Annotated in this window: 14 protein-coding genes; 8 read left to right on the top strand and 6 right to left on the bottom strand. The window is 52.0% G+C overall.

Annotated elements, in window-relative coordinates; genetic code table 11:
• The first annotated feature begins 79 nt into the window (after positions 1 to 79).
• Together BM231_RS05670 and ubiA are read left to right on the top strand one after the other, a co-directional pair.
• The gene (locus BM231_RS05670) at positions 80 to 568 is read left to right on the top strand and encodes a hypothetical protein (RefSeq protein ID WP_063295488.1); all 489 of its coding nucleotides are present in this window, start codon (positions 80 to 82) and stop codon (positions 566 to 568) included.
• Between the two features lie 70 nt (positions 569 to 638).
• Positions 639 to 1,583, top strand: a complete 945-nt coding sequence (gene ubiA, locus BM231_RS05665; protein ID WP_063298797.1) for a 4-hydroxybenzoate octaprenyltransferase — start codon at positions 639 to 641, stop codon at positions 1,581 to 1,583.
• Positions 1,584 to 1,691: 108 nt separating this feature from the next.
• On the opposite strand, the gene BM231_RS05660 is transcribed toward ubiA, so the two are convergent.
• The gene (locus tag BM231_RS05660) at positions 1,692 to 2,291 is read right to left on the bottom strand and encodes a DUF6101 family protein (RefSeq protein WP_063298798.1); all 600 of its coding nucleotides are present in this window, start codon (positions 2,289 to 2,291) and stop codon (positions 1,692 to 1,694) included.
• A gap of 317 nt (positions 2,292 to 2,608) precedes the next feature.
• Between BM231_RS05660 and BM231_RS05655 the strand changes: the two genes are divergently transcribed.
• The 6 genes from BM231_RS05655 to lpxK are packed head-to-tail and all read left to right on the top strand — an operon-like array spanning position 2,609 to position 8,101.
• The gene (locus tag BM231_RS05655) at positions 2,609 to 3,952 is read left to right on the top strand and encodes a TldD/PmbA family protein (RefSeq protein ID WP_093517487.1); all 1,344 of its coding nucleotides are present in this window, start codon (positions 2,609 to 2,611) and stop codon (positions 3,950 to 3,952) included.
• Positions 3,939 to 4,733 carry a 3'(2'),5'-bisphosphate nucleotidase CysQ gene (locus BM231_RS05650; protein WP_093517484.1) on the top strand — a complete coding sequence of 265 codons (795 nt, stop codon included), beginning with the start codon at positions 3,939 to 3,941 and terminating at the stop codon, positions 4,731 to 4,733. The genes BM231_RS05655 and BM231_RS05650 overlap by 14 nt, the downstream gene beginning before the upstream one ends.
• A gap of 50 nt (positions 4,734 to 4,783) precedes the next feature.
• Entirely contained in the window at positions 4,784 to 5,026 is a 243-nt protein-coding gene (locus BM231_RS05645) for a DUF4170 domain-containing protein (RefSeq protein ID WP_057462263.1), read from the top strand.
• Positions 5,027 to 5,074: 48 nt separating this feature from the next.
• Complete coding sequence (locus BM231_RS05640) at positions 5,075 to 5,770, top strand: lysophospholipid acyltransferase family protein (RefSeq protein ID WP_093517482.1); 696 nt, start codon at positions 5,075 to 5,077, stop codon at positions 5,768 to 5,770.
• A gap of 24 nt (positions 5,771 to 5,794) precedes the next feature.
• A complete protein-coding gene (locus BM231_RS05635; protein ID WP_093517480.1) occupies positions 5,795 to 7,084 on the top strand; it encodes a 3-deoxy-D-manno-octulosonic acid transferase in 1,290 nt (429 codons plus the stop codon).
• 3 nt (positions 7,085 to 7,087) lie between these two features.
• Positions 7,088 to 8,101, top strand: coding sequence for a tetraacyldisaccharide 4'-kinase (gene lpxK / locus BM231_RS05630; RefSeq protein WP_093517478.1), 1,014 nt, complete (start codon positions 7,088 to 7,090; stop codon positions 8,099 to 8,101).
• Here the strand turns inward: lpxK and BM231_RS05625 are convergent.
• From BM231_RS05625 to BM231_RS05605, 5 genes are all read right to left on the bottom strand, one after another.
• Positions 8,098 to 8,319 carry a DUF2093 domain-containing protein gene (locus BM231_RS05625; RefSeq protein ID WP_093517470.1) on the bottom strand — a complete coding sequence of 74 codons (222 nt, stop codon included), beginning with the start codon at positions 8,317 to 8,319 and terminating at the stop codon, positions 8,098 to 8,100. The genes lpxK and BM231_RS05625 overlap by 4 nt on opposite strands.
• A 104-nt stretch (positions 8,320 to 8,423) precedes the next feature.
• Positions 8,424 to 9,788, bottom strand: coding sequence for an MATE family efflux transporter (locus BM231_RS05620; protein ID WP_063317840.1), 1,365 nt, complete (start codon positions 9,786 to 9,788; stop codon positions 8,424 to 8,426).
• 6 nt (positions 9,789 to 9,794) lie between these two features.
• Positions 9,795 to 10,217 carry a MerR family transcriptional regulator gene (locus tag BM231_RS05615; protein ID WP_063309882.1) on the bottom strand — a complete coding sequence of 141 codons (423 nt, stop codon included), beginning with the start codon at positions 10,215 to 10,217 and terminating at the stop codon, positions 9,795 to 9,797.
• 146 nt (positions 10,218 to 10,363) lie between these two features.
• Positions 10,364 to 12,142, bottom strand: coding sequence for a monovalent cation:proton antiporter-2 (CPA2) family protein (locus tag BM231_RS05610; protein ID WP_167550271.1), 1,779 nt, complete (start codon positions 12,140 to 12,142; stop codon positions 10,364 to 10,366).
• 114 nt (positions 12,143 to 12,256) lie between these two features.
• The gene (locus BM231_RS05605) at positions 12,257 to 14,161 is read right to left on the bottom strand and encodes a monovalent cation:proton antiporter-2 (CPA2) family protein (RefSeq protein WP_093517871.1); all 1,905 of its coding nucleotides are present in this window, start codon (positions 14,159 to 14,161) and stop codon (positions 12,257 to 12,259) included.
• Positions 14,162 to 14,228 lie beyond the last annotated feature (67 nt).

Below are 14,228 nucleotides of genomic sequence, written 5' to 3'. Positions count from 1 at the left end.
TTGTGCGTCTAGGATGTGATGCAGCCTGTAGCATGAGTATGGCTCACAGTAAACGAACAACAGCTCTGGAGAGACCAAAATGCCCCGTCCATCAGTCGAACTGTTGCTGGTTACACCACTGTTTATGAATGAATTCTTCGAGCTGCTGGCAAAATGGGGCGAGCAAGACACCCTTTCAGAGCCGGTTCGCTCATTGGAAGAAACTGCCCGCAGGTTGCTGGTTGACCCAAGTGCAGGGCAAGCATGGTTGATCAGGAGCACGGGAAAAAGCCTCGGGTTTGTGCTCGTAAGCTATCGGTATAGCGTACGGGCCGGCGGCAAAGTCGGGTTCATTGAGCAGGTAGCGCTCGCTCCAATGGAAGGGATTGAGCGGCTGTTACCTCCTGTGCTGCAAGCATTGGAGGATGATCTGGCACAAAAGTCTGTCGTTAAAATGGAAGTTTCGTTGAAGAGACCGGAGCGAAAGACCAGAAAACAGTTCTTCGAGGAATTTGGCTTCTTGACGCAAAGTGTTGATCTGTTGGAAAAGACAATTCACTACGAAGAGGAATTTCCTCTCAGCTTTTAGAGCCAAATTGGATCTGGCTGCAAAAATGCAAGAGAATGCAGACAGACTCTAAGAATACGGTGAGGTGGCAATGTTCAATACCAAAGACACTGGTCCAGTTGCAGATGCAGTAAAGCGTCATTGGGTTGATACGCGCTTGCCACCAGGCCTTCGTCCCTTTGCCCGTCTTGCAAGGTGGGAGCGGCCAATCGGCTGGTACCTGCTTATGTGGCCGTGTTTGTGGTCGTTAGCCCTTGCATCCAATGCGGCAGGAGCTGCCATTCCAAACATCTGGTACGCAGTGCTGATGTTTATTGGCGCAGTGGCAATGCGTGGGGCAGGGTGCACCTACAACGACATCGTCGATAAAGATATTGACGATAAGGTCGAACGCACACGCTCTCGCCCAATCCCCTCTGGTCAGGTCTCCAGCAAACAAGCCAAAATCTTTATGGCGTTACAGGCGCTCGCCGGGTTGGTGGTATTGCTGCAGTTCAACACCTTCACCATAGTCCTGGGCATATCCTCTCTGGCAATTGTTGCTGCCTACCCATTCATGAAACGCATCACTGACTGGCCACAGTTCGTGCTTGGTCTGGCGTTTTCTTGGGGGGCGCTGATGGGATGGGCAGCTGTATTTGGCAGCCTGTCACTGGCGCCAGTTCTGTTGTATTGCGGTGGCATCCTCTGGACAATCGGCTACGACACCATCTACGCCCATCAGGATAAAGAGGACGATGCTTTGGTCGGCGTACGCTCAACAGCGCGGTTGTTTGGTGAAAAAACCCGTCAGGCTCTGGTCATTCTTTATGGCGCAACAGTTGTTCTGTTTGCAGGCGCCTTCATTGCTGCAGGCAGTGGCCCACTTGCATTTGCCGGATTGGCGCTTGGTGCGTTTCACCTGCTGAACCAGATCCGTGTATTGGACATTGACGATGGCGACCAGTGCCTTCAGCTCTTCAAGTCCAACTCAACCTTCGGCTTGATCCTGTTTATCGGATTGGTGCTGGACGGCCTCGCGACCTATTACCTTTAGAGCGTGTTCTTGAAGAGTGGTTTCGGTTTTCAGATAAAAACACGCGTGAAAATAAAGGCTGAGAGCATGTTATGTGAATGGAAATGAACACAACAGGCTCTAAGAGTTTCAACGCCGCAAAGATGTGAAACGGCGGGAGCTGGCGAAAATCTTCTGCAGTCGTGTTGGCTTGCCTGTTTCGCGGCCAACAAGAAAACGCGGACGTCGTCCAGTCAAGGCACGAAGCTTTCTGCGTGGCAGCGCCTCACCTTTAGAGCAAGTGTTAAGTCCAAGACGGGCCAACTTTGAGGTGCCATCGCTATCAATCATGAGCAGCGGTAGTGCCAAAATATCTGACCAGGCTTCCCAGTAATCCGCCGTCAGCTCCATATCTGTGCTGGTATAAAGCGGAATGCTCAAGGCATGATCGCGATGCAGTAAAATGACCTGATACTCAAGCTCATCACTAATCTCATTGACTGTCGCTCTGGCACCAACACCAGAGTAAGACCCAAGCGGAACCGTTAAGGTCAGCGGAAGACCACCCATCTCACGGCGTATAAGCACCTTGTCTGGATCAATGCGAATATCGGATCTGTTAACGCCCGGTGTTTCAAGAAGATCATCTGGGAGGTCCGCTTGCATACGAAACGGCAGCGAGACACTCACACGATTAATGTGGTTGTCGTTGCTCGCAAGGCCCAAAAACTGCGATTTGTAGTTGATCACGGAACTGCCCCTCCCTCCACAGGTGTGGAGGTTTCAATTCATCTTCTTTTCAAACTAGAGGAAAATTACAGGGTAGAATCTGCGTAAGTTCTTAACTCGAATGGTTAAAAAACTCTGTTTTTAAAGAGGCTTAGCGAACCTCTTCCGAACTTGATAAAATTCTAACTATCTTTAAGTGGGCTCATTTATACGCCAAGCCATACTTGGCAAGTTGCTGCAATTTCTGCGTACAGCCCCGCGATTATTGGCAGGTGTGCTTGCTCTTAAGACAGGCACGCCCTAAACACGAAGAGCAAGATAACAGGAGGTCCATGCGAATGTCTGACGCAATTGCCAATTCAAAGCTTGAAGAGCAGGCAGTGAGCTTGGTGGAAGCTGCAAAAGCAGCCGGCGCCGATGCAGCAGACGCAATCGCAGTTACGGGCATGTCACTGTCTGTTTCCGTGCGCGAAGGCAAGGTTGAAAACACCGATCGCGCAGAAGGCAACGACGTTACACTCCGCGTATTTGTCGGCAAGCAGGTTGCCAGCATTTCTTCCAATGCAAGTGATGATCCTGCTGAGCTTGCTGCCCGTGCCGTTGAAATGGCAAAGGTTACACCCGAAGATCCATACGCTGGCCTTGCTGAACCTGAGCGTCTCCTGAAAGACATCCCTCAGCTGGATCTGATAGATCCACGTGAGGTGAATGCTGAGGAACTGACCAGAACCGCGCTCGAAGCAGAAGCTGCGGCTCTCGCAGTTGAGGGCGTCTCCAAATCAGGTGGTGCTGGCGCAAGCTGGGGGCTTTCTGGCATCGTGCTGGCGACAAGCCACGGTTTTGTTGGAGCCTATCAGCGTTCCCGTTCAGGCTTTTCCATGACGGCCATCTCTGGCGAAGGCACTGGCATGGAGCGTGATTACGAATTCGATTCCCGCACCTATTGGGATGATCTGATGTCTGCGGAAGAAGTGGGCCGGATTGCAGCAGAGCGCACCGTGCGCCGCCTCAATCCACGCCAGCTGGAAACCCGTAAGGCGCCGGTGGTTTATGAACCACGCACAGCGCGCTCCCTGCTTGGTCACTTTGCAGGCGCGATCAACGGAGCAGCCATCGCCCGTGGAACCAGCTTCCTGAAAGATAAAATGGGGCAACAGGTCTTCGGTAAAGGCATCACCATCTCCGATGATCCGTTCAAGGCGCGCGGTGGCGGGACCGCTCCTTTTGATGCGGAAGGAACCGGAGCTGAATACCTTAATATGATCGAGGACGGTATTCTGGGTCATTGGTTCCTTGACGGATACGCAGCGCGTGAGCTTGGCTTGATCTCAAATGGCCGAGCACGCCGGTCTGGGTCCTCCACCTCCCCAAGCGCAACCAACCTGACGCTTCAGGCAGGTGAGAAAACACCGGAAGAAATCTTAAGAGATATCGGCGAAGGTCTTCTGGTAACGGATTTGATTGGTCACGGTGCAAACGGTGTAACAGGTGACTACTCCCGAGGAGCCTCTGGCTACTGGGTGGAAAACGGCGAAATTGCCTATCCAGTGAGCGAAATCACCATTGCAGGGAACCTCAAGGACATGTTCCTGAACCTGACACCGGCATCTGACCTGGACGAACGATATGCAGTGGCCACACCAACAGTGGTTATCGAAGGACTGACGATTGCCGGAAGCTAACAAACATAGCCTGCAGGAAGATTTGGAGCTGCTGGTTTCAGCAGCTCTGGAGGGTGGCAAGATCGCCCTTTCTTATTTTGGGAACTCACCAAAAAACTGGACCAAAGAAGGCGACTCGCCGGTGTCTGTCGCCGACATCGAAGTCGATCAGTTTCTGGCCTCCAAACTGCGTGAAGCTCGCCCCGACTACGGTTGGCTTTCGGAAGAAACGGAAGATGATCTCGTCCGCAAGGACCATGAGACAGTTTTTATCATCGACCCTATTGATGGAACACGAGCGTTCTTGAATGGGCGCGATGAATGGTGCCTGTCACTGGCCGTGGTCAAAAATGGTCGCCCGACAGTCGGGGTGATTTTTTGCCCGGTGCGTGATGAGCTTTACACCTCCGTAAAGGGAGGGGGCAGTCATCTCAATCAGGAAAAGATTGTGGTTTCAGACCGTCCGTCTGTCACCGGAGCCTACATCGCAGGACCCGTCAGCTTCCTTGAAAAAGAAGGCGTAAAAAGCGAGCAGATTCGTTTTAGTCCCTATCTGGGTTCACTTGCCTACCGTTTTGCACTGGTTGCCTGTGGGAAATTGGATGCAGGTCTGGCTCGTGCAAGAGCCCGCGATTGGGACCTTGCCGCAGCGGATTTAATCATCAGTGAGGCTGGTGGGCAGTTGGTAGACTTGTCTGGATCGCCCCTCTACTACAATAAAACTAGAACAAATCACCCCGGACTAGTGGCATCTTCTGCCAAATTGTTTAAAAGGCTTCAGGGAATATCCGTAGAGGATTAATCCTTATCGGTTTCCGGTCGGACTCTCTGTGAAGAAGGTGAGCGAACACTATGAGTGCTCAAGAAGAAAACCAACAGCTACTTCACCTCGTGTTTGGTGGTGAATTAGAAGATATCAGCAATGTTCGCTTTAAAGATCTTAAGGATCTGGACATTGTAGGCATCTACCCGAACTACGCTGAGGCACATGTCGCGTGGAAAGCAAAGGCGCAAGGTACCGTTGATAACGCATTGATGCGTTACTTTATTGTACACATGCACCGCCTGCTTGATCCGGGCGCAGAAACCAAGTAAGTACTGCGCCTCCCGGGAATTCTGCCCGAACTCAAATGGGCTTGTGAAATGTTGAAAAAACTAGGCAAACACCCGCTTGTCATGAAGCTAGCGGGCACTGCCATGGCGTATTATCTGCTCTTTGTTTACAAGAGCAGTAAACTCACCATTGATCCTCCAGAGGTTTATGAGGAACATGAGGAGGGTGCACCATTCATCGCGTCCATGTGGCACGGTCAGCATTTCATGTTGCCCTTTGCTTGTCCGAAGCATTGGGATATCAGGGTTATGATTTCCCGCAGTGCAGACGGCGAGATGCAAGCGGTTTGCGCATCAAAACTGGGGCTCGGTACGATCCGGGCCGCTGGTGCGCAGCGCTCTAACCAAATTAAGAAACGTGGAGGCATGCGCGGCTTTATTGAAGCTGTGCGCGTACTCAAAGCAGGCGCCACAGTCTCCATGACAGCAGACGTGCCAAAAGGCCCTGCGCGTAAGGCTGGCAAAGGCATTGTACAGCTGGCCAAGCACTCCGGTCGGCCACTCCTGCCCGTAGCAATGGCAACCAGCCGTCATTATGACCTTGATACTTGGGATAAGGCATCCATCAATTTGCCGTTCAGCCATATTGGGTTATGCTTTGGTAAACCTATTCCGGTGCCGGCTGATGCAAGCGATGAACAGGTCGAGGAAATTCGTCAGCGTCTGGAAAACAGCATGAACGAAATAACTGACAAAGCTTACGCAATCGCCAAATCAGGCAAATAACAAACACTGGCAGAACTGGGTCCCATGAGTTCAGTGATCTTCAGAGTCTATCAAGGTCTTGGCCGCCTGGCCGCGCCGCTCCTTGTTGGCTTGTACAAGTTGCGCGCCCGTCAGGGCAAAGAAGATCAGAACCGCAAGGGGGAACGGTTTGGTGTCGCTTCCAAAGAGCGGCCATCTGGAAACCTGATCTGGATCCATGCAGCAAGTGTAGGAGAGGCCAATGCCGTCCTGCCACTTGCCAAGCAGGTCGTTGACGGTGGTTCCAAAGTTTTGCTGACAACCGCGACGCTGACATCTGCGCAGGTGGTGGAAGCCTCCGCGCCAGAGGGCGTGATCCATCAGTTTGTTCCTTATGATACGCGCGGCAACATCAAGAGATTTCTGAACCACTGGTCACCTTGTCTGGCAATCACAGTTGAATCAGAAATCTGGCCCGCAACATTCCACGAGCTTGAAAAGCGTCAGATCCCTCTGATCATCGTCAACGGGCGCATGTCAGAAGGCTCCTTTTCAAATTGGAACCGTGTTCCCTCCTTTGCCCATTCAGTCTTTGGAACCGTTGATTGCGTGCTCGCCCAATCAGATGACGATGCGGCCCGGTTCAAGCAATTGGGTGCAATCCGCGTCAGGCCTACGGGCAATATCAAGTTTGACGGCAATATCCCTGAGTGTGACCCGGCAGAACTCGCTGACTTTAAAGATCAGCTCGAAGGTCGCCCACGATGGCTTGCAGCCAGCACGCACCCAGAGGAAGAAGTTGAGATTGCCAAGGCTCACCAAGAGCTCAAGCACAAGTTTGATCGTTTGCTGACGATTATCGTTCCAAGACACCCTGTTCGGGCACAAGAAATCCGCGACGAGCTGGAGCAGATGGGCCTTGTGTGCACTCAGCGCTCTCGAGGCGAAGCTATTACCAACGCGACCGACATTTATATAGCTGACACGCTTGGCGAGTTAGGCTTGTTCTATCGTGTTGCACCGATTGTGTTTATGGGCGGCTCTCTGAGGCCAATCGGTGGGCACAACCTCCTTGAACCGGCTCAAGTGGGCTGCGCGATCCTATCTGGTGTGCACACTCAGAATTTTGCATGGATCTATCGTCACTTCTCAAAGGAAGAAGGCGTTCTTCTGGTACACAATACAGGTGAGTTAGCCGATCAGATCGAAAACCTGCTTCACAATCCAGAAGATGTTCAAAAACGGGCTGATACAGCAAAAGCGCTGGTCGAATCTGGACGCGGTGCTCTCGCGGCAACACAGCTTGAGCTGCAGCAGTATTTGCCTGTGAAGCAGCCAGCAGCAGGGAAGGAGTAGAAGATGAACGCTCCTGACTTCTGGTGGACACGAAACGGAACCTGGCAAGCCAAACTCTTGAGCCCGTTAGGTGCTCTTTACGGCTACATGGCGACACGTCGTTTCAAGTACAATCCCAGATACAAAGCCCGCCAGCCTGTCATCTGCATTGGCAACTTCACAGCAGGCGGTACCGGTAAAACACCATTCGCGTTGGCATTGAACGCTCTGTTGAAAGAGGCTGGCCACAAACCCGGCTTTCTTCTGCGTGGCTACGGTGGTTCGATTAAAGGACCGCTGCTTGTTGAGCCGTCAAAATATGCTGCAGCAGAAGTCGGTGATGAAGCGCTGTTGCTGGCGCGCCGCGGTCCAACGGTGATCTCCGCTGATCGCACAGCAGGTGCCAAGCTTCTGGAAGAACAAGATATCTCTGTCATCATTATGGATGATGGGTTCCAGAACCCGTCTTTACATAAGGACTTCTCCATCGTTCTTCTGGATGCAAAGACTGGGATCGGCAATGCCAGATGTATTCCAGCTGGCCCACTGAGAATGCCGTTCACGAAACAGCTGCAACGGGTCGGTCTGCTGATGGTTGTGGGTGAGGGCGATGCGAGTATTGATCAGCAGATGGCGGCACAGCAAGCTGGGATCAATTTGATGCACGCTGCAATCCGTCCTGTATCTGCAGATGCCTTGGATGGGGAGCGCGTACTTGCATTTGCTGGAATTGGTCGACCTGAAAAGCTCTATGCCAGCCTGCGGGAGGCTGGAGCTGAGGTCATTGAGACCATGTCCTTCCCAGATCATCACTACTTCACGAAAGAGGACGCACGCCTCATACTGCGTGAAGCTGAAGCGCAGGACTTACTGCCAATCACGACCACAAAGGATTACGTGCGTTTGGATGGCCGTGAAGAGCAGTCGATCGCGCGGCTTGCAAACGTGGCAAGTGTGCTGGAAGTGGAGATGAAGATTGCTGATCCAGACGCCCTCATTGAACGTCTGGAACCTGTATTGGACGTTGGAAGGCCTTAAGCTTGTAGGCCGTTGCTCTCATAGGCTTTAAGGGCAGCATCCGCATCAATGTAAGCTTCCTGGCGGGAGACACTCCAGTACTTGAGCTCTTCAAGCATGATCGTTTTGCCAGTGATCGCACACTTTACAAAGTTACCTGGTGCTTTCACCTGATAATCACCATCCAAGTATTGGATACGTGCTTCTGTTGGAACGCGTGGCTGTTCAAAACGGTTCATTATTTCAGCATCCAGAGTTGTTGTGTTTTTCCTTTCTTACCGCTCAAACCTTAAAAAGGCCAGCGGGAAGAATAAGCATCTTATGCAAATCAATCTGGCAGCAATTAAGCAGCTGCCAGTTTCTCCTTGCGGATTTTCTCAATCGTTCGCCAGCAAACATATTGGGCAAGAAAGGCGAAGACAACACCGCCAATAGCTTGCCCTGCCAGAACGCCATTTGCCTGGTAGAAGTAGGCGCCAGCAATGGTGAACGGGATAGTCCCAAGAGTTGCTCTGCCCCAGTTAAACAGCATGGAATAAATTGGGAAACCCAGATTGTTGAACACAGCATTGGTGACAAACAAAGCCGCATTGAACAAGAAACCAGCTGCCGCAAATGTACAGAAGAAGAAGACCAGCGAGGCGCTGTCACCTTCAGCATTGAAGAACTGCACCAGTGGCTCCTGCAGCACAAACAGCAAACCCCAGGCTGACAGTGTGTAAACCACGATCAGTAAAAGAGAATCCTTCACAACCTTGCTAAGTCGGTCAAACTCCAGGGCTCCAAAATTCTGACCAATAATAGGACCAACGGCACCGGAAAGTGCGAACAGCGCGCCGAAAGCGACAGGAATAATCCGGCCAACAATCGCGAAACCCGCCACCGCTCCATCACCAAACTGAGCCATTTCTGCAATGATCCAGGCATTGCCTGCTGGTGTTGCGATGTTGGTCAACATCGCAGGTGTCGCCACTTTGAACAAATCTACCGTATCGCTGACAGTCTTTGAAATCTCAGGCTTGCCGAGCATGTTGTGCTTGATGATCAGGATATAAAGACCAACGCCAACCATCACCAGGCGAGAGACAACAGAAGCGATTGCTGCGCCAGTGATACCCATATCAAATCCGAAAATGAGGATCGGATCTAAAATGGCTGTCACAAAACCGCTTGATAAGGTCACAAACATCGCACCACGTGCATCGCCAACTGATCTCAGCAGCGCAGAAAGCACCATTGCGCCAACAAGGAAGGGCATGGAGGGCACGACGATGTAAAGGAAGAGCAGCGTAAAATCGAGCGTGCGCCCGGAAGCACCAAGCAACATCGCCAGATCATCCAGAAACGCCAGACTTCCAGCTACCACAGCGAGTGATATCAATGTCGATATTATAAGCGACATGCTTACAAGGCGGTGCGCACCTTTAACATCACCTTGCCCGATACGGCGTGCAACGGATGCGCTGGCGGCAATGGAAAGCCCGATACCAATAGCTGAGTTGAAAAACATGATGGTTCCGGCATAGCCAATTGCCGCCGCAAGTTCTTCAATACCCAACTGTGCAATGTAAAAAAGGTTCGCAAAATCAACGAGGAAAATAGCAATCAATCCGACTGAGCCGGTGGATGTCATCACCAGAACATGGCGCATGGTCGAGCCATAGGTGAACTTTGCATCCCGTGTGCCGGATGAAGTTGGTCTGGACATAAAAACTCACTTTTGGCGATGCTGATAGCAATCGCAAGAGAGGGCCTCAATGACCCTGCAATCATGTATCTTTCCGCTGGAACAGTGTTTCAGCATTTTCTTCAGCTCGGTTTGTAGGCTTTGGAGACGAATAATTTTGTCTTCCACCTCAGTCAGGTGAGCCCGTGCAATCTCGTCTGCGCCTTCGCAATCGTCTTCAGGATGTTCTTTGAGCAGCATAAGGCTCTCGATCATCTCCAGAGAGAAACCGAGATCGCGACCATGGCGAATGAAAGACAGTCGGTTCAGATGATCTTCGCTGTAACGGCGCTGGCCACCTTCAGTGCGTGGGGGCTCTGGAAGCAGCTTTTTTTGCTCGTAAAAACGAATAGTCTGGACTTTAACACCAGCCTTCTTCGCAAGATCACCGATTGAGTATTCACCAGCCATATCGAACCATAGGGATTAATGTGGTCTCTGCGAAAAAGCAGTGCCGCAGATCACGTAATGTTGAAATGAGAGCGCGCCACGCCCCCGCAATAAATGTGCTTCAAATCAACCAGCGTCAAGAGCCGCACTCTGATAACTTGATTTAATCAGTCAGGTTTTTCTGATTTGCCGTCGTCGCGTGGCGTACGCTGGTGCAACTTGTCAGAGCCTGCAAGATCACCACCGGCAAGCTGAAGTGTCAGACGTTCATCGTCCCGTTTGCGAACATCATCTTCAACTTCGTCAATACGGTCTGCTGGCAAACCAAGGAACTCAAGCGCTTTGCGTCCAAAGGTCAAACTGGACTCAAAAGTCTCGCGGATCTGATAGTCAACGCCCAAACGGGTGAGGTCAAGCGCATGAGCGCGGTCTGTGGCCCGGCAATAAAGCGCAGCATTTGGAAACGCGGATCTGATTTGCAGGATTGCCTGTTTCATGACGCGATCATCCTCAATGCAGAGTGCGATCAGGGTCGCGCTATCACCACCAGCAGCCTTGAGCACGTCGGGTCGCGTCGCATCCCCGTAATAAACCTTGTAGCCATATTGGCGGGCATAGTTGATCCGGTCCGGCTTGTTGTCGAGAGCCGTGACGGAAATACCCTCAGAGGTCAGCATCTGTGCGACCATCATACCAAAGCGTCCAAATCCGACGATTAGCACGCTCGGACAAGCATCCTCAAAGGTTTCAATCTTGTTGGTGGTGTCACCACGCTTCTTCATCCGCTCAGCAACAAAGTCCAGGCCCACAGCCCCAAGTGGAGTGAGCAGCATGGTCAAAATAACAATAGCGCTGAGGATATTCGCAGTCTCCTCTGGCAGGATTGCCGCCGCAGTGGCCGTTGAAAACAGCACAAAGGCAAACTCCCCGCCTTGTGGCAGAGTGACCGCTACGCGCAGAGCATCAGAGTTAGAAGAGCCAAACAAACGCGACAGGCCCCAGAGCAGAACGCCCTTGGTGAGCATGAGCAAGACAACCGCAGAAACCACACGCTGCCAGTTTGCGACAATCAGATCAAGTTCGAGCGCCATCCCCACAGTCATGAAGAACAGGCCCATGAGCATAGTGCGGAACGGCTCAATATCCGCTTCCAGCGTATGCCGGTAACTGGATTCCGCTAGCATCACGCCAGAAAGAAAGGCGCCCAAGGCCATGGAAAGGCCAACAAGGCTCATAAGCCCGGCACTGCCAAGCGCAACCAGCAGTGCTGCGGCAATCATCAACTCGCGAGCGCCAGAGGCCGTCAAAAGCTGGAAAAGGGGAGAAAGCAGGAAGCGACCTGCAAAGATCACAAAGCCAACTGCCGCGATGACGGTGATTACCTGCATCGCAATGGAAGCTTCCTCCACATCCGCTTCAGCAGGTGCCAAAATGCTGACCATCGCAAGCAGAGGCACAATAGCCATGTCCTGCAGCAACAAGATGCCGAAAGCGCGTTGGCCATACTTGGTGCTCAGGTGTCCGCGCTCCTGCAGCATTTGCAGGGCGAAAGCCGTGGAGGACAAGGCAAGACCAAGTCCGGCAATCAGCGCAACCTGCCAGGACAGACCAAACACCATAGCGCCCACTGTCAGTATCAGGCCCGAGATAACAACTTGCGCCGTCCCAAGCCCGAAAATGTCTCGCCGCATGGTCCATAATCGAGCGGGCTCCAATTCCAGCCCAATCACAAACAACAGCAAAACGACCCCAAGTTCAGCAAAGCCCAGTATGCGTTCCGGCTCGTTGAAGAAGCCGATGCCATATGGGCCAATTGCCATCCCAGCTGCAAGGAAGCCAACGACAGCACCAAGGCCAAGCCGTTTGGTGATGGGCACAGCGATAACTGCAGCGGAAAGAACCACAATGGTTTCGATAAAGAACGGAGGGACGTGAGCTTCTGCCATTGGCATCCTAAAAAGCGGAATTCAAATTACTAAAACAGACTTTTCTGATTTATGTCGATTCTGAGGGAAATACCTTAATTCTATCTAAGAGAAAATGTAGTTTTCCGTATAAAGCTAGTCTGAAGATGGCTTGTTTGGCGAAGTTTTTTCAGATTTCTCTGATTGCTCCTTCTCTGCCTTCTTTTCAGCTTCAGCAAGGCGGCGTGCAGGCTCATTCAAAGCAGTTGATTCTGATTTCGGTTTGATCAAGGGCTTAACTGGCACATCGGGCAACTTGAATTGCTTGTAACCGGCATAAAGCCCACCAACCTGCTGTAACGCTAAAAGCTCAGCATCTCTGCGACGCACATCCGCAAGAATGTCATAGGTGCGGTCTTCATCCTCTCCCAACTCCTCCAGTATTTCCCGTCCGAACTGCAAAGCTGACTCCAACGTCTCCCGAAGCTGATAGTCCGCTCCTGCTGTTACAAGCTGGATAGCGTGACGGCGGTCATGCGCGCGGGCAAATATTTTGGCGAGCGGAAACTGTGTTTTCGTCATGCGTACAATCTGGCTGGTTGTCTCCGCCCGTTCCGTACAAACTGCAATCACACTGGCATTTTCCGCCCCTGCGGCCCGTAGAACATTCAGGCGTCGCCCGTCTCCATAATAAATCCGATAGCCAAAACGAGAAGCTTCACGAATGTGCTGTGCGTCTGTATCCAGAACAGTCACGGTTGAACCCTGCGCAATCAACATCTGAGAGGCAAGCTGCCCAAAGCGCCCAAACCCAATCACCAGCACATTGGTGCGGCCTCCTTCTGTATTGGGTATATCCGGCTTCACGGGCTCCGGTCTGAGTTTTACCCCAAACCATTGCGAGACCCGGACACTCAGGAGTGTAAATGCCATTGTGAAAGAGATGATCGCAGAGAGCAGGCTGCTCTGATGTGGGTTCAGCAAATCAACGGCGACAGACGCTGAGAAAATGACAAACCCAAACTCCCCAGCCTGAGCCAACAATCCGCCGATCTGTAAACTGTTTTCTGATGTGTGACCGGACAGGCGGGTGACAGAAAAGATGCTTATGCATTTTACGACCATCAAACCAAAACTGCAGGCCAGCACCATTACCCAGTTCTGATAGACGAAGTTGAGGTCGATCGACATGCCAACCGTGATGAAGAAAAACCCGAGGAGCAATCCGCGAAAAGGCTCCAGATCAGCCTCAAGCTCATGCCGGAAAGAACTTTCGGCCAGCATAACACCCGCAATAAACGCGCCCAACGCACTGGAAAGCCCAACTGCCTTCATCAGCGCCGCTGCGCCGAGCACCGTAAGTAGCGCAGAAGCTGTCATCATCTCTCTGGCACCGATACGGGCAAAAAGCCGAAACAATGGCGTAAGCAAATAACGGCCAACAGCAACCAACAGCAACACGGTAGAAGCCATAATCAGCGCTGTTTCCCAGCCCGGTCTTTGCCCTGTATCGATGGAAACAGGTGCAACAATCGCCATCAAAGCCAGAATGGGAACAATCATCATGTCCTGAAACAGCAGGATTGCGATGGAAGTCTGCCCCATGGGTGTTGTGCGGTCACCGCGATCTTGCAAAATGCGCAAAGAAAGAGCCGTTGAGGAAAGGGCGAGCGAAAGACCGATAATGAGAGATTTCTGCCAGGTCAGCCCCGAAAAATAGATAACAAGTCCAATAAGAAGCGCTGAAAGACCCACCTGAGCAGATCCTGAGCCAAAAATCTCCTTACGCAAAGACCATAGACGGCCAGGATTCAGCTCAAGCCCGATCAGAAACAGCAGCATGACCACGCCAAGCTCACCAATGGGTCGCAGTTCATCAGGAGCGCTAAAAGGGCTACCAAGGTACTGCCCAATCCCCCACGGTCCTAAGATAACGCCCGCAATCAGATACCCGACAATGGTTCCGACCCGGATCAACTTGGCAAACGGCACCACCAGAATCGCCATGCTTAGAAACAGCATGATGTCTGTCACAAAATCCAGTTGGTGGAGTGTGATCATGAAAGGGTGCGGCTCATCATTATTTTTGCAAGAAGCTACAGACCCAGCGTAAATTCGGTTTGAACGG

It is taken from the genome of Pseudovibrio ascidiaceicola (genome assembly GCF_900114245.1).
GTDB lineage: Bacteria > Pseudomonadota > Alphaproteobacteria > Rhizobiales > Stappiaceae > Pseudovibrio > Pseudovibrio ascidiaceicola.
The sequence above is the reverse complement of the archived record's forward strand: the minus strand, read 5'-3'. Positions and strand labels throughout refer to the sequence as shown.